Source organism: Frateuria sp. GZRR35 (genome assembly GCF_051900415.1).
In the GTDB taxonomy this organism is placed as follows: domain Bacteria; phylum Pseudomonadota; class Gammaproteobacteria; order Xanthomonadales; family Rhodanobacteraceae; genus Frateuria_A.
In genome coordinates, this window is the sequence record NZ_JBHZGL010000004.1 from 193,405 (window position 1) to 214,688 (window position 21,284).

At 65.6% G+C, this 21,284-nt stretch carries 17 protein-coding genes; 13 read left to right on the top strand and 4 right to left on the bottom strand.

All coding sequences use genetic code 11. The features are described 5' to 3' along the window. Positions 1-5: 5 nt before the first annotated feature. Positions 6-1,307, bottom strand: a complete 1,302-nt coding sequence (locus ACFWZ3_RS07140) for a cytochrome b (RefSeq protein WP_245188092.1) — start codon at positions 1,305-1,307, stop codon at positions 6-8. Next, positions 1,307-1,903, bottom strand: coding sequence for a ubiquinol-cytochrome c reductase iron-sulfur subunit (petA, locus tag ACFWZ3_RS07145; RefSeq protein ID WP_439707042.1), 597 nt, complete (start codon positions 1,901-1,903; stop codon positions 1,307-1,309). The genes ACFWZ3_RS07140 and petA overlap by 1 nt, the downstream gene beginning before the upstream one ends. 165 nt (positions 1,904-2,068) lie before the next feature. On the opposite strand from petA, the gene ACFWZ3_RS07150 reads away from it, so the two are divergent. Continuing rightward, positions 2,069-3,277: a S1C family serine protease gene (locus tag ACFWZ3_RS07150; protein ID WP_439707043.1), complete on the top strand. Its 1,209-nt coding sequence runs from the start codon at positions 2,069-2,071 to the stop codon at positions 3,275-3,277. Positions 3,278-3,418: 141 nt separating this feature from the next. Here the strand turns inward: ACFWZ3_RS07150 and ACFWZ3_RS07155 are convergent, their stop codons facing one another. Beyond that, on the bottom strand, positions 3,419-4,354 hold the full coding sequence (locus ACFWZ3_RS07155; RefSeq protein WP_439707044.1) for a lytic transglycosylase domain-containing protein: 936 nt from the start codon (positions 4,352-4,354) through the stop codon (positions 3,419-3,421). A 464-nt stretch (positions 4,355-4,818) separates the two neighbouring features. Between ACFWZ3_RS07155 and miaB the strand changes: the two genes are divergently transcribed. From miaB to ACFWZ3_RS07190, 7 genes are all read left to right on the top strand, one after another. Next, complete coding sequence (miaB, locus tag ACFWZ3_RS07160; RefSeq protein ID WP_439707045.1) at positions 4,819-6,165, top strand: tRNA (N6-isopentenyl adenosine(37)-C2)-methylthiotransferase MiaB; 1,347 nt, start codon at positions 4,819-4,821, stop codon at positions 6,163-6,165. Positions 6,166-6,314: 149 nt separating this feature from the next. Next, positions 6,315-7,322 (top strand): PhoH family protein, encoded by a 1,008-nt coding sequence (locus tag ACFWZ3_RS07165; RefSeq protein ID WP_439707046.1) that lies wholly within the window; start codon positions 6,315-6,317, stop codon positions 7,320-7,322. A 5-nt stretch (positions 7,323-7,327) separates the two neighbouring features. Further along, a complete protein-coding gene (ybeY, locus tag ACFWZ3_RS07170; protein ID WP_439707047.1) occupies positions 7,328-7,825 on the top strand; it encodes an rRNA maturation RNase YbeY in 498 nt (165 codons plus the stop codon). Positions 7,826-8,182: 357 nt separating this feature from the next. After that, the gene (locus ACFWZ3_RS07175; protein WP_439707048.1) at positions 8,183-9,040 is read left to right on the top strand and encodes an HlyC/CorC family transporter; all 858 of its coding nucleotides are present in this window, start codon (positions 8,183-8,185) and stop codon (positions 9,038-9,040) included. A 160-nt stretch (positions 9,041-9,200) separates the two neighbouring features. Beyond that, positions 9,201-10,358 (top strand): lipoprotein N-acyltransferase Lnb domain-containing protein, encoded by a 1,158-nt coding sequence (locus tag ACFWZ3_RS07180; protein WP_439707049.1) that lies wholly within the window; start codon positions 9,201-9,203, stop codon positions 10,356-10,358. Positions 10,359-10,476: 118 nt separating this feature from the next. Next, the gene (locus ACFWZ3_RS07185) at positions 10,477-11,496 is read left to right on the top strand and encodes a magnesium and cobalt transport protein CorA (protein WP_439707050.1); all 1,020 of its coding nucleotides are present in this window, start codon (positions 10,477-10,479) and stop codon (positions 11,494-11,496) included. A 182-nt stretch (positions 11,497-11,678) separates the two neighbouring features. Next, positions 11,679-12,095, top strand: coding sequence for an REP-associated tyrosine transposase (locus ACFWZ3_RS07190; RefSeq protein ID WP_439707051.1), 417 nt, complete (start codon positions 11,679-11,681; stop codon positions 12,093-12,095). Between the two features lie 110 nt (positions 12,096-12,205). Here ACFWZ3_RS07190 and ACFWZ3_RS07195 read toward each other — a convergent pair whose 3' ends face one another. Further along, positions 12,206-14,317 (bottom strand): prolyl oligopeptidase family serine peptidase, encoded by a 2,112-nt coding sequence (locus tag ACFWZ3_RS07195; RefSeq protein ID WP_439707052.1) that lies wholly within the window; start codon positions 14,315-14,317, stop codon positions 12,206-12,208. 124 nt (positions 14,318-14,441) lie between these two features. Here ACFWZ3_RS07195 and ACFWZ3_RS07200 point away from each other — a divergent pair, with 124 nt between their 5' ends. The 5 genes from ACFWZ3_RS07200 to ACFWZ3_RS07220 all read left to right on the top strand — a co-directional run bounded on the left by ACFWZ3_RS07200 (position 14,442) and on the right by ACFWZ3_RS07220 (position 21,262). Next, the gene (locus tag ACFWZ3_RS07200; RefSeq protein WP_439707053.1) at positions 14,442-15,794 is read left to right on the top strand and encodes a hypothetical protein; all 1,353 of its coding nucleotides are present in this window, start codon (positions 14,442-14,444) and stop codon (positions 15,792-15,794) included. A gap of 89 nt (positions 15,795-15,883) precedes the next feature. After that, complete coding sequence (locus ACFWZ3_RS07205; protein ID WP_439707054.1) at positions 15,884-16,327, top strand: pilin; 444 nt, start codon at positions 15,884-15,886, stop codon at positions 16,325-16,327. Between the two features lie 331 nt (positions 16,328-16,658). Then, entirely contained in the window at positions 16,659-17,141 is a 483-nt protein-coding gene (locus ACFWZ3_RS07210; RefSeq protein WP_439707055.1) for a pilin, read from the top strand. Between the two features lie 66 nt (positions 17,142-17,207). Continuing rightward, a complete protein-coding gene (locus ACFWZ3_RS07215) occupies positions 17,208-19,283 on the top strand; it encodes a tetratricopeptide repeat protein (RefSeq protein WP_439707056.1) in 2,076 nt (691 codons plus the stop codon). Further along, the gene (locus tag ACFWZ3_RS07220; protein WP_439707057.1) at positions 19,280-21,262 is read left to right on the top strand and encodes a hypothetical protein; all 1,983 of its coding nucleotides are present in this window, start codon (positions 19,280-19,282) and stop codon (positions 21,260-21,262) included. Before ACFWZ3_RS07215 ends, ACFWZ3_RS07220 begins: the two co-directional genes overlap by 4 nt. Positions 21,263-21,284: the final 22 nt, after the last annotated feature.

Genomic DNA, 21,284 nt, shown 5'->3' on the forward strand with positions numbered 1-21,284 from the left:
GCCGCTTAGTCATGCGTGGTCACCCGTTCCGGAACCGGCTTGGTGGTTTCCCAGCCGAGGCGCGTGTAAAGCCACAGGAACACGAAATAGCCGAAATAGACCAGCGTCCAGAAGCGACCGAACAGGTTCTCCCAGAAGGTCACGTCGACATCGCCGAACCACTCCGGGATGACCTCGGCGGTGACGCCCGCGCCGACCGCGCCGAGCAGGATGAACGACAGCACGAACAGGCCAAGGCCGACCTTGTAGCCGGTACCGCGGTAACGGATCGACTTGACCTTGCCCACGTCGATCCACGGGAGCGCGAACAGCAGGGCGATCGCGCCGAACATCGCCAGCACGCCCCAGAAGGCCTGCCCCAGGAACGACGGGATCATGCGCAGGATCGCGTAGAACGGGGTGAAGTACCACACCGGCTTGATGTGCGCGGGCGTGGCCAGGTTGTTCGCCGGGATGAAGTTGTCATGCTCCAGGAACCAGCCACCCATCGTCGGCGCGAAGAAGATGATGAACGCGGCGATCAGCAGGAAGAAGCCCACGCCGACCAGGTCCTTCACCGTGTAGTACGGGTGGAACGGAATGCCGTCGGCCGGCTTGAGCGCATCCCAGCGGTTGCCCTTGGGACCCTTCTTGATTTCCACCCCATCGGGGTTGTTCGAACCCACCTCGTGCAGCGCGGCGATGTGCAGCACCACCAGCAGCAGCAGCACCAGCGGCAGCGCGATCACGTGCAGCGCGAAGAAGCGGTTGAGGGTGGCGTCGGCGGGCAGGTAGTCGCCCATGATCCATTCCACCAGCGTGCCGCCGATGACCGGGATCGTGCCGAACAGCGAGATGATCACCTTGGCGCCCCAGAACGACATGTTGCCCCACGGCAGCACGTAGCCCATGAAGGCCTCGGCCATCAGCACCAGGAAGATCAGCATGCCCAAGAGCCACACCAGCTCGCGCGGCTTCTTGTACGAGCCGTACATCAGGCCGCGGAACATGTGCAGGAACACCACCACGAAGAACAGCGACGCGCCGGTGGAATGCATGTAGCGGATCAGCCAGCCCCACTCCACGTCGCGCATGATGTACTCGACCGACGCGAAGGCTTCCGCCGCGCTGGTCTTGTAGTTCATGGTGAGGAAGATGCCGGTGACGATCTGGTTGACCAGCACCAGCAGCGCCAGCGAACCGAAGTAGTACCAGAGGTTGAAGTTCTTCGGCGCGTAGTACTCGGTCATGTGCTTGCGGTAGGCAGGCATCATGTTGGGCGCGCGCTCGTTGACCCAGTCGCCCATGCGGGTGAATACGTTAGCCATCAGCCGGCCTCCTTGGGATCGACGCCGATCTGGATGTGCGTGTCGTCCACGAAGTGGTACGGCGGCACCTGCAGGTTCTTCGGCGCGGGCACGCCGGCGAAGACGCGACCGGACAAGTCATAGCGCGACTTGTGGCACGGGCAGAAGAAACCACCCTTCCAGTTCGGATCGAACGGCTCGGGCTTGATCTGGGGGAAGAACTCCGGCACGCAGCCCAGGTGGGTGCAGATGCCGATCACGACCAGCCATTCCGGCTTGATCGCGCGGTCGGGACCTTTGATGTACGCGGGCTGCTGGTCGACCTCGGAATTGGGGTCGACCAGGCGCGGCGCCAGCGTCGGCAACACCGCGAGCTGGTCCTTGGTCCGGCGGACCACGAACACGGGCAGGCCGCGCCACGCGTAGTCGACCTTCTGGCCCAGCTCGATCTTGCCGATGTCGGCCATGACCGGCGCACCGGCGGCCTTGGCGCGGGCGCTGGGCTCCCAGGACTTGATGAAGGGCACGGCTGCCGCGACGACTCCGACAGCGCCCACCACAGAAGTGGTAGCTGTCAGGAAGCGGCGGCGGCCATGATCGACGACTTCGTTCGCCATCAGGCTCTCCGGTACATGCAATGCCATTGAGATGCGAGCCCCGTTTGGGAGCCTGCAAAAATCGCGTTAGTGTAGCGTCAGGGCTTGGCCCGTACAATAAATCGCACAAGGGGAGACGACCTCCCTGCGCGCCCCCAAGTCCGGCCCACGCAAACCATTGAAGCCATGAAGAACGCCGCCGGCGCGCTCGCCTTTATCGCCCGCTTTGTCATCCTGGGACTGGCGCTCGCCTTCGTGGTCGGGCTGTTCTGGCCCGGCAGCGGCGACCGCCTGCGCGCGCGCTTCGGGATGGGGCATGCGCCGCAGGCCTCGGCCTCCACGGAGCATCCCGCGGCCGCACAGGCCACCGCCCCCGCACCGGGCAACGGACCGGTCTCCTACGCCGACGCGGTGGCGAGAGCCGCGCCCTCGGTCGTCAACATCTACGCCAACAAGATGGTCACCGCCCGCGCCGTGCAGATGTACGACGACCCCGTGCTGCAGCGCCTGTTCGGCGGCCTGCCGACTGGCCCGGCCTACAAACGCCCGCAGCAGGTGCTCGGCTCGGGGGTGATCGTCAGCGACAAGGGCTACGTACTGACCAACAACCACGTGATCGCCAACGCCGACGACATCCAGGTGCTGCTCTACGACGGCCGGATCGCCAAGGCCACCCTGGTCGGCGCCGACGAGGAAACCGACCTGGCCGTGCTGAAGATCGATGCCGGCAACCTGCCGGTGGTCAAGATCGCGGACAGCCACTCGCTGCGCGCCGGCGACGTGGTGCTTGCGATCGGCAACCCGCTGGGGCTCAACCAGACGGTGACGATGGGCATCGTCAGCGCGGTCGGGCGGCAACTATCCAGTTCGAGCGCCGAGGACTTCATCCAGACCGACGCGGCGATCAACCTGGGCAATTCCGGTGGCGCGCTGGTCAATGCCAGGGGTGAGCTGGTCGGCATCAATACGCTGTTGATCGGGCGCCAGGCCAACGCCGAGGGCATCGGCTTCGCGATACCGGTAAGCAACGCGAAGAACGTGCTGGACCAGATCATCGCCACCGGCCACGTGGTGCGCGGCTGGCTGGGCGCCGATTACGCCTTCGTGCCGGTGGCGGCCGACAGCGGCCTGCCCGCAGCGGCCCGCGGCGCGCAGGTGACCGACGTCTATCCCGGCGGCCCCGCGGCACAGGCCGGCATCCAGCCGCACGACATCCTGCTGCGCATCGGCACCGACGATATCCTCGACCCGGCCGATCTGCGCCGCCACGAAGCCGCGCTCAGGCCCGGTGCCAAGGTGGACGTGTCCGGATTGCGCAATGGCGTGCCTTTCCACACCGAGGTCACGCTGGCCCGCCGCCCGCCGCTGCAGACGCGCGCCACGCTGGATGGTTGACGCTCACCGATGCTCACTGCCCATCGGTGTAGGAGCGCCCTTGGGCGCGACCGCGATGTCCGGTCAGGAAGCAGACTCCGCAAGCACCAAAGATTGTGGTCGCGCCCAAGGGCGCTCCTACAGAAAAGCGTCTGCCAGCTATCAGGGAGCGCTCCGCATCGCGGTCATCGATCCATGCACTGCCGCACCGTAGCGTCGGCGCAGTTCGCCGACCCGCTTCACGTAGATCTGCGTCTCCGCATACGGCGGCACGCCGTTGTAACGCAGGACCGCACCGGGACCCGCGTTGTAGGCGGCCGCAGCCAATTGCTCGTCCCCGCCAAAGGTCTTGAGCAATTGGGCCAGGTAGCGGGCGCCGCCACGGATATTCTGCGTCGCGTCGAACGCGTCGAGCACGCCCATGTCGCTGGCCGTGCCTGGCATCAACTGCATCAGGCCCTGCGCCCCTTTGAGCGAGAGCGCGTTGGGATTGAACGCGCTCTCGGCATGGATCACCGCGCGCAGGAAAGCCTCGTTGACGCCCGATTCCGCGCTGGCCATGCGGATCGCGTCGGTGTAAGCGGTGAGATTCAGGCGCACCCGGTTCCAGTCGATGGTCGAGTGCAGATTGCAGGCCACGCAGGTGGCGATATAGGTGAACAGCGTGGTGACCGCGCGGCCCTTTCCCCCGTGCGGCGCCAGGTTGGTGTATTCGACGGAGCCGTCGGGCTTTTCCACGCGGTAGACCGCGCCACGAAGTACCCGGCCGGCCGCGGGCGTGGCAGGCGCCGCGTCAGCGACGTCCTCGCGATAGTTCCACCTGGCTGCGTTGACGACCTTCGCGGTGGTGTCCACCGAGCTCTCGACGCCAGCCAGTGACACCAGCCGGGCGGTGGTCTGTACCCAGCCGTGCACACCCGCCAGCGAGGCGACCGGCTTCTTCCGCTTGGTCGTGGTCCCGCGTCGGGGCGAATCGGCGAACGACGCCACCTTGTGGCAGCCGCTGTAGCCGGCGGTAGTGCTGCTGTACACCGTTTCCCCGCTCGGACCGGCGCACTGGTAGAGCGCGCCGGCGTGCGCCTTCGGCAGCCAGAGCAAACCTGCCAGCAGCGCACAGACAAGCGCGACCCTGTAAAGGATCGATCGACCCGGGAAAGCAACGGGAGCCACGCCGGCGCTCTCCCCTTGGCGTGCGGCGGCAAACATGCGCGGAGTGTGCCCCCACGGCGTGGCGGAAGCCAGCGTCGCCACGCCGTTCCGTGCGGGATGGCAAGCTTTCCGGGCCGTCTGCGTTCGAGATGGGAGGGGCCGTATCCAGCAAGGAGAGGGGCTTGCACCGAGGGGGCACTTCGCTACTCCCCGCAGGCCACGCCCAACGCGAGCGGGCCGAGAACCCGGGGTGTGCCAGGAGCGCACCTGTGCACGACCACGCACTCCAGCGTACTGGCACGCCGCAAGTGATTGATCCGAACCAAAAACTGGCACCCGTAAACCCACCCGCGTAAACTGTGCGGTTCGGCGCCCATCCCCGGCTGGCGCCCAGGCAAACGGTAGACCAGCCCATGAGCGGCAAACTTTTCATCAAGACCCACGGCTGCCAGATGAACGAGTACGACTCGGCCAAGATGGCTGACGTGCTCAAGGCTTCGCACGGGCTGGAACTGACCCAGGACGAATCCGAGGCGGACGTCATCCTGATCAACACCTGCTCGATTCGCGAGAAGGCCCAGGAAAAAGTGTTCAGCCAGCTCGGGCGCTGGAAGGAGCACAAGCAGGGCGGCAAGCCGGTGCTGATCGGTGTCGGCGGCTGCGTGGCCTCGCAGGAAGGCGAGGCGATCATCAAGCGCGCGCCGTTCGTCGACCTGGTGTTCGGCCCGCAGACCCTCCACCGCCTGCCCGAGCTGATCGAGGCCAAGCGCGAGACCGGCAAGCCGCAGGTGGACATCTCCTTCCCCGAGATCGAAAAGTTCGACCGCCTGCCTGAGCCGCGCGCCGAAGGTCCCACCGCGTTCGTCTCGATCATGGAAGGCTGCTCCAAGTACTGCAGCTACTGCGTGGTGCCCTACACCCGCGGCACCGAGATCAGCCGCCCGTTCGACGACGTGCTGGTGGAAGTGGCGCAGCTGGCCGAACAAGGCGTGCGCGAAGTCACTCTGCTGGGCCAGAACGTCAACGCCTACCAGGGACCGATGCACGACGGCGGCATCGCGGACCTTGCCGTGCTGATCCATGCCATCGCGCAGATCGAATCGATCGGCCGCATCCGCTTCACCACCTCGCACCCGCTGGAGTTCTCCGACTCGCTGATCGAGGCCTACGCGAGCGTCCCGAAGCTCGCCAACTTCCTGCACCTGCCGGTGCAGGCCGGATCCGACCGCATCCTGGCGGCGATGAAGCGCGGCTACACCACGCTCGAGTTCAAGCAGAAGATCCGCAAGCTGCGCGCGGTGCGGCCGGATATCTGCATCAGCTCGGACTTCATCGTCGGCTTTCCCGGCGAGACGGACGAGGATTTCGAGAAGACCATGAAGCTGATCGAGGACGTCGGCTTCGACCAGAGCTTCTCCTTCATCTTCTCCGCCCGTCCCGGCACCCCGGCGGCCAACCTGGCCGACGACACGCCGTCGGAGGTCAAGCACGCGCGCCTGTCGCGGCTGCAGGCGAAGATCAACGACAACGCGCGGATCATCAATGAGGCCATGGTCGGCACGGTGCAGCGCGTGCTGGTGGAAAAGCCCAGCCGCAAGAATCCGAACGAGCTCACCGGCCGCACCGAAAACATGCGGTTCGTGAACTTTCCCGGCAACGCGCGCCTGATCGGCCAGTTCATCGACGTCCAGATCACCGAGGCCATGACCAACTCGCTGCGCGGGCGCGTGCAGCTGGCCGAGGAGGCCATCACCGCTTGATGCAAAGCCCCTCCCTCCGGGAGAGGGGCCGGGTAGACGGTCCGACCCTTGCGGCAAGCTCCCTCGACGCGCTCCGGACGAACCTCATCCGCCTGTCGGCACCTTCTCCCGAAGGGAGGAGGCTCACTCCCAGACTCCTTCGCACACCCATGACCAACGGCCTCAACGAACGCGACTTCACCCTCGACCCGGAAGACAACGCCCGGCTGGCCAACCTTTGCGGCCCGTTCGACGAGCACCTGCGCCAGATCGAGTTGCGCCTGGGCGTGGAGATCGACCACCGCGGCAACTTGTTCAAGGTGATCGGCGAAGAGCCTCCCGCACGCGCCGCCGAAAAGGTGCTGCGCACGCTCTACGCCGCCACCGAAAAGGAAACCCTCACCGGCGCTCAGATCAATCTGCAGCTGGCCGAGTCGGGCATCGACGCCATGGTCGAGGAAGCCGCCGAGGGCGCCCAGGAGGTGACGATCAAGGTCAAGCGCGGCGTGATCAAGGGCCGCGGCCCGAGCCAGGCGCGCTACCTGCACGCCATCGCCTCCCACGACATCAACTTTGGCGTGGGCCCGGCCGGTACCGGCAAGACCTACCTGGCGGTCGCCAGCGCAGTGGAAGCGCTCGAAGCGAACCGCGTGCAGCGCCTGTTGCTGGTGCGCCCGGCGGTGGAAGCCGGCGAGAAGCTCGGGTTCCTGCCCGGCGACCTCAGCCAGAAAGTCGATCCGTACCTGCGCCCGCTCTACGACGCGCTCTACGAGATGCTCGGCTTCGAGAAGGTCGCCAAGCTGATGGAGCGCAACGTGATCGAGATCGCGCCGCTGGCTTACATGCGCGGGCGCACGCTCAACGATTCGTACGTGATCCTCGACGAGGCGCAGAACACCACCGTCGAGCAGATGAAGATGTTCCTCACGCGTATCGGCTTCGGCTCGGTCGCTGTGATCACCGGCGACGTCAGCCAGATCGACCTGCCCCGCCACGTCCGCTCGGGCCTGCGCCATGCGATCGAAGTGCTGCGCGGCGTCGACGGCATCAGCTTCACCTTCTTCACCTCGCGCGACGTGGTGCGCCACCCGCTGGTGGCGAAGATCGTGCGAGCGTACGAGGCGTTCGAGGCCGCCAGCGAAGAGCAGGACGCGAGGAAAAAGGGCGGCGCGGCGTGACCGCCATGCCCCGGTCCTCCCGCCCGGCGGCCGCTGCCCTGCCCGCTCCCCAGTTGTCCGTGAGTTACGCCGTCCCCCGCGCGGGCGTGCCTTCGCCGGCCAGCTTCCGTCAGTGGGTGGCGGCGGCGCTTCAAGGCGCCAGGCGACGCAAGACGGCGGAGGTCGCCATCCGCATCGTCGACACCGACGAAGGCCAGGCACTCAACCGCGACTACCGCGGCAAGGACTACGCCACCAACGTGCTCTCCTTCCCGGCCGAACTGCCGCCGGGCGTGGATCTGCCGTTGATCGGCGACTTGGCCATCTGCGCCCCGGTGGTTGCCCGCGAGGCGGCCGAACAGGGCAAGAAGCCGCGCGACCACTGGGCCCACCTGACCGTGCACGGCACGCTGCACCTGCTCGGCTACGACCATGTGGAAGACACCGAGGCCGAGGCGATGGAAGCGCTGGAAGCGCGCATCCTGGCGGGCTTGGGAATTTCCGATCCCTACGCGCCGCAATAGCGGCGTCACGCACCGTCTGGACCTTTGCAGGAGCGCCCTTGGGTGCGACCGCAACGGGACGTGCCCGCGCATGCGGGAAGACCGCGGTCGCGCCCGAGGGCGCTCCTACAAGGGTTGGCTCCGGGCAAGCCTGGAATGACTTGCCCGCGCCTGCGCGCTCGCCTCTTGCAGGAGCGCCTCCTGTGCGCGACACCGTATGCCTCCTTGCATCGCGGTCGCGCACAGGGTGCGCTCCTACAGACAGGCGTGGCATGCCAGGCATGCAGCGACACCCGCCCGCTTGTGCCCTGAATCCCCACGTTTTTTCCGCTAGACTCCGGCTTTCCGCCCTCCCACGGGGCGCTCCCACCCGAGTTGATGAACGACGACCCTGGCAGTACCAACGGCCCGGCCCCCCACCGCTCCTGGTGGGATCGCTTGGGCCATCTGTTTTCCGGCGAACCGCGCAACCGCGACGAACTGATCGAGGAACTGCGCGCCGCCCAGGCCAACGGCCTGCTCTCCAACGACACCCTCACCATGGTCGAGGGTGCGCTCAAGGTCACCGAGCTCAGCGTCGACGACGTCATGGTGCCGCGCGCGCAGATCGTGATGATTCCGGCCGATTCCTCGCTGCACGACGTACTGGCCAAGGTCGTCGAATCGGGGCACTCGCGGTTTCCGGTGCACGGGGAGGACAAGGACGAGATCATCGGCATCTTGCTGGCCAAGGACCTGCTCAAGTATTTCGGCGACGGCGAGGGCTTCAACCTCGCGCTGCTGCTGCGCCCGGCAGTGCTGATCCCCGAATCCATGCGACTGAACGTGCTGCTTGCGGAGTTCCGCCGCTCGCGCAACCACATGGCGCTGGTGGTGGACGAATACGGCGGTGTCGCGGGCTTGATCACCATCGAGGACGTGCTCGAACAGATCGTCGGCGAGATCGACGACGAACACGATGACGAGGACGAGCCGAGCTTGATGCACGAACTGCCCGGCGGTGGCGGTTGGATGGTCAGCGCGCTGACCCCGATCGCCGACTTCAACGAACAGACCGGCGCGAGCTTCTCCGACGAAGAATTCGACACCGTCGGCGGCATGGCGACCGCCGAATTCGGCCACCTGCCCGAAGTAGGTGAGGAAGTGGTGTTCGGTGGCTATCTCTTCATCGTCACCGAAGCCGACGACCGGCGCGTGCAGCAGTTCCGTGTGAACCGGCAGACGGCCGATGCCTGAGGCGGGCATCCCTGCATCCGGGTCGCGCCCAAGGGCGCTCCTACAAAAGCAGACCCACCCTTGTAGGAGCGCCCTTGGGCGTGACCGCCACCTGCCGGCAAACCGACTGGCTCGGCACGCGGGCTACGTCTGGCTGCTCCTGCTCCTGTTCACACTCACATTGCGCCCAGCGCACGCCGGCATCGCCAACGCCCCGGGCGCAAACCTCGAGATCTCGCTGATCACCTACGGCCCCGGCGACACCTACTGGGAACGCTTCGGGCACGACGCCATCGAGCTGCGCGACACGGTCAGCGGCGAGGCGTACAACTTCAATTACGGCGTGTTCGACTTCGACGAGAGCGGCTTCCTGCTCAACTTCGCGCGCGGCCGCATGCACTACCTGATGGATGCCGCGCCCACCACGCTGGACGAGAACTGGTACATCCAGGCCGGCCGCTCGGTCACCCGCCAGCAACTGGATCTCACGCCGGAACAGGCGTCCGCACTGCGCGATTTCCTGCTCTGGAACCTGCGCCCGGAAAACGCGCGCTACGACTACGACTACTACGTCGACAACTGCACCACCCGCGTGCGCGACGCGCTGGACCGCGCGCTCGGGGGCGTGCTCAAGGCTCAGCTCACCGGCCGCCCCGGCGGCATGACCTACCGCCAGCAGACGGCCCGCCTGATGAGCGCGCAACCGTGGCTGATGCTGCTGCTCGACCTCGGCCTCGGACCGTACGCCGACCAGCCGCTCAACGCGTGGCAGGAAAGCTTCCTGCCGTCCGTGCTCTCGCAGCAGCTGGCCAGCGTGCGCCTCGCCGGCGCGCAGGGTGCGCGCCCGCTGGTGACCGCCACCGCATTGATTTCGCCCAATCGCCTGGACACGCCGCCGGCGACGGCGCCCGACCTGCGGCTTCCGCTCGCCCTGGCCGGCTTGGCGCTGGCCATCGTGCTGTTGCTCGCGCGCCGATTCTGGCCCCCCGGCTTCAGCCTGCTCGGCACGCTCTACCTGCTGTTCGCCGGCGTGGCCGGCATCGGGCTGCTCTTCCTGTGGCTCCTGACCACGCATCACGCGGCCTGGGCCAACGCCAACCTGCTGCTTTTCAACCCGCTCGCGCTGGCTTTGCTTCCATCGGCGTGGCGCGCCAGGCGCGGCCTGCCCGCCTCTCGCCTGGCCGATGCCGTGCTCGTGCTGCAGCTGCTCGCCCTGCTGGCCGCCGTGCTGCTGCACCTGCTCAGCGGCACCGTCCAGCAGAACCAACCCTGGCTGCTCTTCGCGATGCCGGCGTGGCTGGCGATGGCCTGGGGGCTCCGCGCGAGGCGCCCCTTGTAGGAGCGCACCTGTGCGCGAACGCTATCCGCACGCTGCTAAAGCCGCTCGCGCACGGATGTGATCCGCAGGCCCGTCCAGCGCAATTGCCTCGTGCCCGACCACCGCGCATGATGCGGCGATGACCTCGCCCAGCTCGCCCGCACCCGCGTCGCTCCATGCCCACAACGGCATGGTGGTCAACTGCATCGCCTACCGCGGCGACGGCACCCGCCTCGGCGACGTCACGCTCGACGCGATCAGCGACGTGCTGCGGGAACCCGGCACCTTCGTCTGGGTCGGCCTGCACGAGCCCGATGCTCCTTTGCTGCTCAAGCTACAGGAGGAATTCGACCTCCACGATCTCGCGGTCGAGGACGCGCACAAGGCGCACCAGCGCACGAAGCTGGAGGCCTACGGCGATTCGTTGTTCCTGGTGGTGCAGACGGCGCAGGTCGTCGATGGCAACCTCGCCTTCGGCGAAACGCAGATCTTCTTCGGCGAGCGCTACCTGGTGACGGTCCGCCATGGCGCGTCGCTGTCCTACGCGCCGGCACGCCGCAGCTGCGAACAGGCGCGCGAGCTGATGCAGAACGGGCCCAGTTACGGCCTGTATGGCGTGCTGGACTTCATCGTGGACAACATGCTGCCGATCGTCCGCGACTTCCGCGAGGAGCTGCACCGGCTCGAAGCGGACATCTTCGCCGAGACGTTCAAGCGCAGCACCGTGCGTCGCCTTTACGACATGCAGCGCGACCTGACCACGCTGCGGCTGGCCGTCGCCCCCCTGCAGGACATCACCAACCAGCTCGTGCGCATGCACCCGCAGCTGATTCCCGACGACCTGCGCCCCTATTTCCGTGACGTCTACGACCACGTGACCCGCGTCAACGAGTCGATCAGCGCCATGCGCGAGATGCTGGCCGCCGCGATCAACGTGAACCTGTCACTGGTCACCTTCGGCCAGAACGAAGTGATGAAGCGCCTCGCCGGCTACGCCGCGCTGCTGGCCGCGCCCACCCTGATCACCAGTTGGTACGGCATGAACTTCACCCACATGCCCGAGCTGGACAAACCGTGGGCGTATCCGATGGTGATCGTGGTGGTGGCGGGTGTGGTGGGTGGGATCTATACCTGGTTGAAACGCGTCAAGTGGCTGTAAGCCTTTTGTAGGAGCGCACCTGTGCGCGACCGCGCTGTGGCGGCTGACGGGAAGCCCTCGGTCGCGCACAGGTGCGCTCCTACAGAAATAGCAGGCGTGACCGATGGCAGTACCGGCGTTGCGCTACCAACCTTGGCGGCATGCCGCACAGATCCGGACACAAAGCACTGCGCACAGGACGCGTGTCATTACCGTCGCAGGTGTACCTGCTTACTGTCGTCACGCAACGCTGGCGAAAATTATTTGCCGACGCCGCAATGGCAGCCGCCGCTTCCCGGTGCATGGTCCATCCCGATTGCTGGGGAGATGCCCAACTGCTTGCCTGGGTGCTGATGCCCGACCACTGGCACGGGTTGGTACAACTTGGGTACCGCGACGACTTGTCCCTGGTGATGAACCGGATGAAAGCGGTGGTGAGCAGAAAACTGGGGCTTGAACATGGCCCTGGCACGATATGGGCTCGCGGTTTCCATGACCGCGCGATGCGCCAGGAGGATGATCTTCGCGCGGCAGCACGGTACATCGTCGCGAATCCAGTCCGCGCTGGAATGGTTTCGCACGCCTGTGACTACCCGTATTGGGATTGCGTCTGGCTATAGCGCATGGCAAGCCCATGCGCCGTGGTCGCGCACAGGTGCGCTCCTACAGGGTGGGTAGCACGTAGCGATTGGAAAAAAAGCGGCGGCCCTTCGGCCGCCGCTCCCAGGACTCAGTGGCTGGCGGTATCGCCGCCATCCTTCGACGTCCACCGCTTCAACCACGCATTCACCGTCTCATGCCACATCACGCTGTTCTGCGGCTTGAGCACCCAGTGGTTCTCCTCCGGGAAGGTCAGGAACTCGCTCGGGATGCCCTGGCGCTGCAGCGCGGTGAAGGCGCCCAGGCCCTGGGTGATCGGGATGCGGAAATCGTTTCCGCTGTGCACCACCAGCATCGGAACGCGCCAGTCCTTGACGTGGTTGATCGGGTTGAAGCGCTCGTAGTTCTCCGGGTGGTCGAACTGCGTGCCGCCGTTCTCCTTCTCCTCGAACCACAGCTCCTCGGTGGCGTAGTACATCATCCGCGCGTCGAACACGCCGTCGTGATCGACCAGGCACTTCCACGGCTGGTTCCACACGCCGGCGATCCAGTAGACCATGTAGCCGCCGTAGCTGGCGCCCAGCGCGCAAGCGTTGTCGCCGTCGAGGAAGCTGTACTTGTCCAGCGCGGCCTTCCAGCCGGCCTTGAGGTCCTCCAGCGGCTTGCCGCCCCAGTCGCCCGAGATCGAGTCGGTGAACGCCTGGCCGTAACCGGTCGAACCGTGGAAGTTGACGGTCACCACCGCAAAGCCCTGCCCGGCGTACGTCTGCGGGTTCCAGCGATAGCTCCAGTCGTTGGTCATCGCGCCCTGCGGGCCACCGTGGATGATGAAAGCGACCGGGTACTTCTGCCCGCGCTTGTAACCCACCGGCTTGACCACGTAGCCCTGCACGGTTTCGTTGTTCCAGCCCTTGAAGGTGAAGAACTCGAAGTCGCCTGTCTTTGCGTTCTTCAGCCGCTCGGCGTTGTAGTGCGTCACCTGCTTGAGGCCGCGGCCGTTGGCGTCGGTCAGGTAGAGGTCGACCGGATGCTTGAGGTCGTCGCGCGCCAGCAACAGCTTGCCGTTCTGGAGCGAATAGCCGCCCACCGAGCCTTCGCCCACCAGCTTGGTTACCTTGCCGCTGGCCGCATCGATGGCGAACAGGGGGTGCTGGCCTTCGTCGTCGGCGCTGGCATAGAGCGTCCTGCCATCGTTGGCGATCGTGAGCGCACCGGCAGAACGGTCCCACTGCGGGTCGACCTCGCGCGTGGTGCCGCTCTGGAGGTCCATCGCCATGATCGCGAAGCGGTCGGCCTCGAAGCCCGGCTCCTTCATGGCCAGGTAGTAAAGCGTCCTGCCGTCCGGCGAAGGCACGGGATTGGCATCCCACGCCTTGTTCGCCTCGGTCAGGTTCTGCGGTGCGGAAGAACCATCGGCCGGCACGCGGTAGAGGTCGAAGTTGGTCGACCAGGGCTCACTGGTGCCGGCGATGCGCACGTCGAAGTAGACCGTGCGGCCATCCGGCGAGAAGGCAAACTCGCTCTCGTCGCCGAAAGGCTTGCTCGGGATGTCGCCGTCGATACCGCGGCTGAGCAGTGTCGGCTCGGCCGGTAACATGCCCTGGCCGTCGAAGTGGGCGATGAACAGCTGGTTGCGGCGTCCGTTGGACCAGGTGTCCCAGTGGCGCACGAACAGCTTGTCGTAGACGGTGCCGGTCGCCTTGTTCTTCTCGCGGCCGTCGATGCGCTCCTTGGTGCAGGCCAGGTCCGCGCAGTCGGTGTAGACCTCGTAGGAAAGCAGCACGCTCTTGCCATCGGGCGCAAGCTTGTAGCCACCCAGGTCCAGCGCGCCGTGACTGACCTGGACCGCGGCCTGGTGCCCGGCCAGGTCCAGCTTGTCGCCCGTGCCCAGGTCCACCCGCCACAGCTGCGAGATACCGTCGGCCGCGGCCATGTAATAGAGGCTGTGTCCGTCGGCCGCCCAGCGCGCCGAGCTGCCTTTGTCCACCACCTTGACCGGCTCGCCGCCCTTCTTCAGGTCCAGCACGTAGATCGCGTTGATGCCCTTGTTGGCGGCGTAGTCCGTACTGCGCACGCCGAAGGCGGCATAGCGGCCATCGGGTGAGAGCTGCGGGTCGCTGACGCGATCCATCATCACCAGGTCGCGCACGTTGAACGGGTGCGGCGCGTGGGTTTCCAGGTCAACGGCCAGCGCCGGTGTGGCGAGCAGGCCCAGTGCAAGCGCGGCGAACAGCGGCTTCATGGAGTTTCCCTTGGTTGAAGGCGAAACCCGCAACTTAAGCGGGCTGGCAAGTAGACGCAACCGATGCGCGGCTTCGCCAGTACCATTCACGCGCCCCAGCTCTCCAAAAGGCCCGCAAAGCACCATGTCCTTACTCGACGCACGCGCACGCCGCTGGATGTGGCCCACCCTGCTTGTGGTGATAACCGCGCTCTCGCTGGGCGTGCGCCTGCACTACGTCATACACGCCCAGGTGCTTCAGCCGGTAGATGATCAACAACATGTGCGGGGGGACGGCGTGGAGTACTACGCCTACGCACGCAACCTTGTGCGCCACCATGTGTTTTCGATGGCGCCGGAAACCGGCACGCCCCCTCCTGCTGACAGCTACAGAGATCCTGGCTACCCGTTGTTTCTCGCCGCGTGGATGAAAGCGTGGCCCGACTGGACCCACTGGTATGCAGCCGTGCTTTTGAGCCAGGCGATACTGAGCGGGCTGGCCGTGCCATTGGGCATGTTCATGGCACGGCGCTGGATGCCGCTGTCATGGCTGGCCGCCGCGGGCTTCCTGATGGCGCTGTGGCCACATAGCGTTGCGATCAACAGCTTCATCCTCAGCGAATCATGGGTCGGGTTTCTCGCGGTGGCTGGCCTCACATGGACCGGTTGGGGATTGGACAAGGGAAGCGCGGCACACGCCATCGGTGGAACCGCCGTCCTGACGATGGCCGGACTGAGCAACGCGGTGCTGATCCCCCTGGTCCCCTTAGGGGCGTTCTGGCTGCTCGCCTGCCGCTTGATCAATCGACGCACGGCGCTGGGGCTGCTCATCTTCCCTGTGTTGTTCTGTGCTGCCTGGCAGGTACGGGGAGCAATGTTGCCGCCTTCGCCTTCGTCGAGCGGCCGGGCGCTGATCAACCTCGATCAAGGGTCCTGGCCCAACTACCACGCGGCCTACCGGGGTACTTCCCGGCACGATCCAGGGGCGACCGAAGCGCTTGCGGCGATCGAGCGGGAAACCACCCTGCTGCGACGGGAGCCGCTAAAGGGGTTGCAGGCGATCCTTCACCGCCTTTCCGCAGACCCGCTTCACTATGCGGCCTGGTACGTGAGCAAGCCCATGCTCTTCTGGGGGTGGGATATCCGGATGGGACAGGGGGACGTCTATGTCTACCCCACACGCCACTCGCCCTTCAGGGAAAACAGCGCACTTCGTGCCTTGGCCGCCGTGTGCAAGGCCCTCAACCCGTTCCTGTTCGGTGCACTGGTCGTCGCCTGGATCGCCGCCGCCATGCGCCGAGGACAGGCGCCGCCGTCGCTGCAACTTGCCGGTGTGCTCACGATCTACGTGACCTTCGTTTACACGGTGCTGCAGGCGGAGCCCCGGTATTCGATTCCCTTTCGGCCGCTGGAGATCCTGCTTGCGCTCTGGGCCATCTGGCTGGTCTACGGAGTGGCGTCGCGGCACTGGGGCGCAAGCGGACGCGACCGTACGTGACAGCTATCACAACTCGCCCACGACCAACCGCCGCGCCGGCCCGATTGGTATAAAACCTGCCTCGCCCGGATGACCAACAGGGGACTTCCATGCGAACGATTCGACGTGCCGGCGGCTTTACGCTGATCGAGTTGATGATCGTGATTGCGATCATCGCCATCCTGGCTGCCATCGCGATACCGGCCTATCAGGACTACACCATTCGTGCCCAGGTGTCCGAAGGGCTGAGCCTGTCCACGGGTCCCAAGTCTGCCGTCTGGGATTTCATCTCCAATACCGGCCGGTTTCCGCGCAACAACGCCTCGGCCGGCCTGTCGAAGGCGACATCGATTATTGGGAGCTACGTGTCGAGCGTCGACGTGACCGACGGCAAGATCGGCGTGGCCTACCAAGGACCCAAGGCCAACATCCAGATCCACAGCGCCGCGCTGGTCCTGTCGCCAATCACCCATGGCGGCAGCATTGCGTGGACCTGCAGCGGGCCCGGGACGACCCTGCCTGGCAAATATCTGCCTTCGTCGTGCCGCCATTGACGGCCAGAGACGCACCTTTGACAAACTTTGGCACTAGGTGCCGCTTTTAGGCAGGCCCGCCAGATGCCAGCCCCGTCACGATTCTTCAACCGGGCGCTACAGCAAACACACGGGTTGTAGACATTCGTGACGACGTGCACAATCGCCCGGCCTGCAGCTATGCGGCAATAAAGGAGCAGTGGGCGTGGCACGCAAACTGCTTCGTACACCGCGAGCTTCCTGGTCGTTCCTGACCGCGTACGTGGGGTCCGATTCCGCCTAGGGGGATCCGGGACCGGGGCTCAGGGGGCATCAAAAACGGTTAGCTAACCAGCAATAACGAGGAACCATCATGAAGAAGAGCATCCAGAAGGGCTTCACCCTCATCGAACTGATGATCGTGATCGCCATCATCGCCATCCTGGCGGCCATCGCGATCCCGGCCTACCAGGACTACGTGATCCGCACGCAGGTGTCCGAAGGCATGTCGCTGGCTGACGGCGCCAAGACCGCCGTGGCCGAGTTCTATACCAATACCGGTCGTCTGCCCAAGTCGAACTCCTCGGCGGGTCTGTCGAAGGCCGCCAGCATCAACGGCCAGTACGTGAGCGGCGTCGGCGTCGGCACGACCGATGGCACCAGCGCCGCTGGCGGCGTTGCCGATGGCAAGATCGTCGCCTTCTACAACGGCGACAAGGCCAACAAGGCCATCAAGAACGCGGCTTCGACCCTGACCCTTTCCCCGGTCACCCACGCCGGCTCGGTGGAATGGCACTGCAAGGGCGACGGCACCTACGTCAAGGACAAGTACCTGCCGGCCTCCTGCCGCCAGTAACTCCTCGACGCGTGTAATACCTGGAAGGGCCGCCGTTGCGCGGCCCTTCTTTTTTGGCGATGGACGATGATGCGACATTTCCGCTCCGCTACCTTGCTGGCCATCGGCTGCATCGCCTGCCTGACCGCGCTCGCCTATCACCAGGGCCTGAACGGCGGTTTCCTGTTCGACGATTTCGCCAACCTTCCTGCGCTGGGCGAGACCGGTCCCGTTACCCACTGGGACACCTTCTGGCGCTATATCACCTCAGGCACTGCAGACCCGACAGGGCGGCCGCTGGCGCTGTTGTCGTTCCTGATGGACGCGCGCAACTGGCCTGCCGATCCTCGCGCGTTCAAGCGCACCAATCTCGCGCTCCATCTGGCGAACGGCCTGCTGCTTTTCTTTCTTCTGCGGCGCCTGGGCGGTTTCCTGGACGAAGGATCGGGGCGAAACCGGCAACGTACCGATTGGGCGGCAGCCCTCGGCGCGGGCATCTGGATGGCGCACCCGCTGCTGGTCTCGACGACGCTCTACATCGTCCAGCGCGAAGCGATGCTCCCTGCCACGTTCACCCTGCTCGGGCTGCTGGCGTGGCTTCGCGGTCGCCAGCAGATGTCAGAGGGCAAGCCATGGCGCGGCCTGGCCTGGGTTACGGCCGGGCTGGGCGCCTGCACGACCTTGGCCGTCCTGAGCAAAGCCAATGGCATCCTGCTACCCGTGCTGGCGCTGACGCTGGAACTCGCTCTGGTGCGTCCCTGCGAGCGCGCGGCACGACGAAACCCGCCACCCCGGGCATATGCCCGTGCCATGGCCGTGTTCGGCTGGCTGCCGGCGGCAATCGTCGCCGCCTATCTGGTGTTTGCAGGCTATAAAGGCCTGACCAACGGCATCTCCGACGCACGCCCCTGGACATTGGGTCAAAGGCTGCTCACCGAGCCGCGGGTTCTGCTCACCTACCTGCACATGCTCTGGTTGCCGACTCCGTTCACCGCGGGTCTGTTCAATGACCAGGTGAAGGCGTCGACCTCGCTGCTGCACCCCTGGACCACGCTGCCGTCGATCGCCCTCGTGCTTGGGTTGATCGCCGGCGCATGGCGCGGCAGGCGACGCTGGCCGACTTTTGCGGCAGCCGTGCTTTTCTATTTTGTCGGCCAGTCGATGGAATCGAGCACCATCGCGCTGGAACTGTTCTTCGAACACCGTAACTACCTGCCCTCCCTGCTCATGTTCTGGCCGCTGGCATTGTGGCTATGCGATGCACCCCTGGCATTCGCCAGCGCTCAAGCCGGAAAGACCGGCCTCGCGTCGGCCGCTCCTGGCAAGCCGGGCCGCACATCCTGGCGCTTGCTCAAACACGTGTTGGCGGGGGGCATCCTCGCCGGCCTGCTGGCGATGACCTGGTCGCGGGCCAATCTCTGGGGCAACACACATGACCAGGCGCTGCTGTGGGCGCGCCTGAACCCGACTTCTGCACGAGCCCAGGCGTTCGCGGCACAGGCCGAACTTGCGGCCGGCCATCCCGAGCGCGCGATCAATCGCCTGGAACCGGCACTCAAACGCGCTCCGGGCGAACTCCAACTGGCATTGAATCTGGTGGCTGCCCGCTGCACCGCGGGTGATCTCGATCGCACAACGCTTGCCGTCGCCGAACACGCATTGGCCACCGCCCGGGATAGCGGCAGCCTGCTCGCCACCTGGTTCGAGCGCGCCATAAGGCAGGCCACCAGCAGCAGCCGGTGCGCCTCGCTGGACCTGGCGCAGATCGAAAGGTTGCTTTTGGCCGCCCAGCAAAACCCTCGGCTGGCCGACAATCCGGGGCGTCAGCAGGATATCGACTACCTGCGCGGCCGCATTGCGATCGAGCGAGACGACCCTGACCGGGCGCTGGCGCTGTTCAATGCAGGACTTCGCCAGCAGCCCCGGGAGAGCCTGGCCTTGAGCCAGGCGGCCGAACTCGGCTCTTCCGGCTTTCCCGCCCAGGGGCTCGCCCACCTGGCCTATTTTGAATCCCTTCCGCCAGCGCCGGAGGCAACCGGCATCAGCATGGCACGACTGCACGCGCGCTTGCTCGCCGGGCAGGAGTACTGGTCCAAGGAAATGGCCCGGCTGCGGGATACACTGCAACAGGACCTCCACGACAAACGCGCCTTTTCCGAATGAGCCGCTCTTTCCGCCTGTGTGACTTCAGCCCATGGCTGATGGCGATTGCATGCGCTGTGTGCATCGGAATCTACCTGCCTGGTTTGTCTGGTGCATTCCTGTTCGACGACTACCCCAACATCGTCGACAACAACAACCTGCACATTACCGACGCACACCTGTCCAGCCTCGTTCGTGCCGCGCTGTCTTCGCCTGCGAGCGAGTTCAAGCGACCGCTGGCCTCGCTGAGTTTCGCCGCCAACTACCTGGCGACTGGCCTGGCCCCCCTCGGCTGGAAGCTGACCAACCTCGCCATCCACCTTGCCAACGGGCTGCTGGTTTATCTGCTGGCGGCCGCACTGATCCGCGCATTGCCTGGAGCCGGCCCCGGACGCGCCGATCGAACCCGGATGGTGGCGGCTCTCATTGCCATGGGCTGGATGGTGCTCCCAATCAACCTCACTGCCGTGCTCTACATCGTCCAGCGCATGGAGAGCCTGGCCAACCTGTTTGTGCTGGCCGGCCTGATCGGATACGTCAAAGGTCGGCAACGCATGATGGCGGGCCAGCGCGGCATCTGGTTGTGCATTGCCAGCCTGCTGGTAGCGACAGCCATCGGCTTGCTTGCCAAGGAAACAGCGGTGATGTTGCCGCTGTACGCCTTCCTGATCGAGTGGATCGTCTTCCGCTTCGGCTCAGCCAACGGGGTACACAACGGAGGAAAGAAGCACCGCGGGCTCCAGGCGCTGTTCGCACTCGTGCTTGCGCTGCCCCTGCTGGTCGGCCTGGCCTGGCTGGCGCCGGGATTGCTCAGGGCTTCCACATGGGCGACTCGCGATTTCACGCTTGGCACCCGCCTGTTGAGCGAGGCGCGCATCGTTGCCGACTACGTCGCATGGACGCTGCTGCCCAACCCCGAGGCGCTGTCGTTCTATCACGACGATTTCCGCGTCTCTACCGGCTTGCTCGCCCCTTGGTCCACGCTCGCCAGTATCGCGTTTCTTGCAGGACTGGTCGCTACCATCTGGTTTCAGCGCAAGCGTCGTCCGCTGGTTGCCCTCGGCCTTGCGCTCTACCTGGGCTGCCATCTGCTGACCGGCACCATCCTGCCGCTCGAGCTGATCTACGAGCATCGCAATTACTTCGCCAGTTTCGGCCTGCTGCTCGCAGTAGTTCCCTGGCTGGCGGCGCCCGCGCAGCAAACCTCGACAGAAGCCCCGTCCACGTTACCGGCCAGCATCCATCACCCCCTGCCCATGTCGCTGCCGCGCTACGTGGCACTCGGGGGCCTCATGCTGTTCTGGGCTGCGCAAACGGCGATGACCGCCTACGCCTGGGGCAACCCGTTGCGGCTGGCGCAGGATCTGGCTGGCCGTGCTCCGGACTCCCCTCGCGCCCAGTACGAACTGGGGCGCGCGTACATCATCTATTCGCACTACGACCCGGATTCGGTCTTTACCCGCATGGCCTATGCGCCGCTGGAACGGGCCATGAAGCTGCCGGACAGCTCGATCCTGTCCGAGCAGGCCCTGATCTTCTTCAACGCGCGCATACACCGGCCCATTGCCGACGCGTGGTGGGACAGCCTGATCGGCAAGCTCAAAGCGCGCAAGCCGGGAGTACAGGACGAAAGTTCGCTTGCCGCACTGACGCAATGCCAACGGGAAGGGCTGTGCGATCTATCGAAGCAGCGCATGCTCGAAGCCTTCCTTGCTGCGTTGTCGCATCCCAAGCCGAGCGCTCGGCTGCTGGCAAACTACGGCGACTATGCCTGGAATGTGCTCGGGGACCGCGAACTTGGCATTCGCATGGCCAAGGCGGCCAGCGCGGCCGATCCCGCCGTTCCGGTCTACCACGTCACGCTGGCTCGGCAGGCGCTGGTACTGGGCCGCCTGGATGAGGTACGGCAACAGATCGACGTCCTGCGCCATCTGAACGTGGGTGGATCGCTGGATCCTGTCATCGCCGAACTGACGGCTCGGCTACCTGCTTATCATTGAATGCGTCCCCATTCGCCGGAAT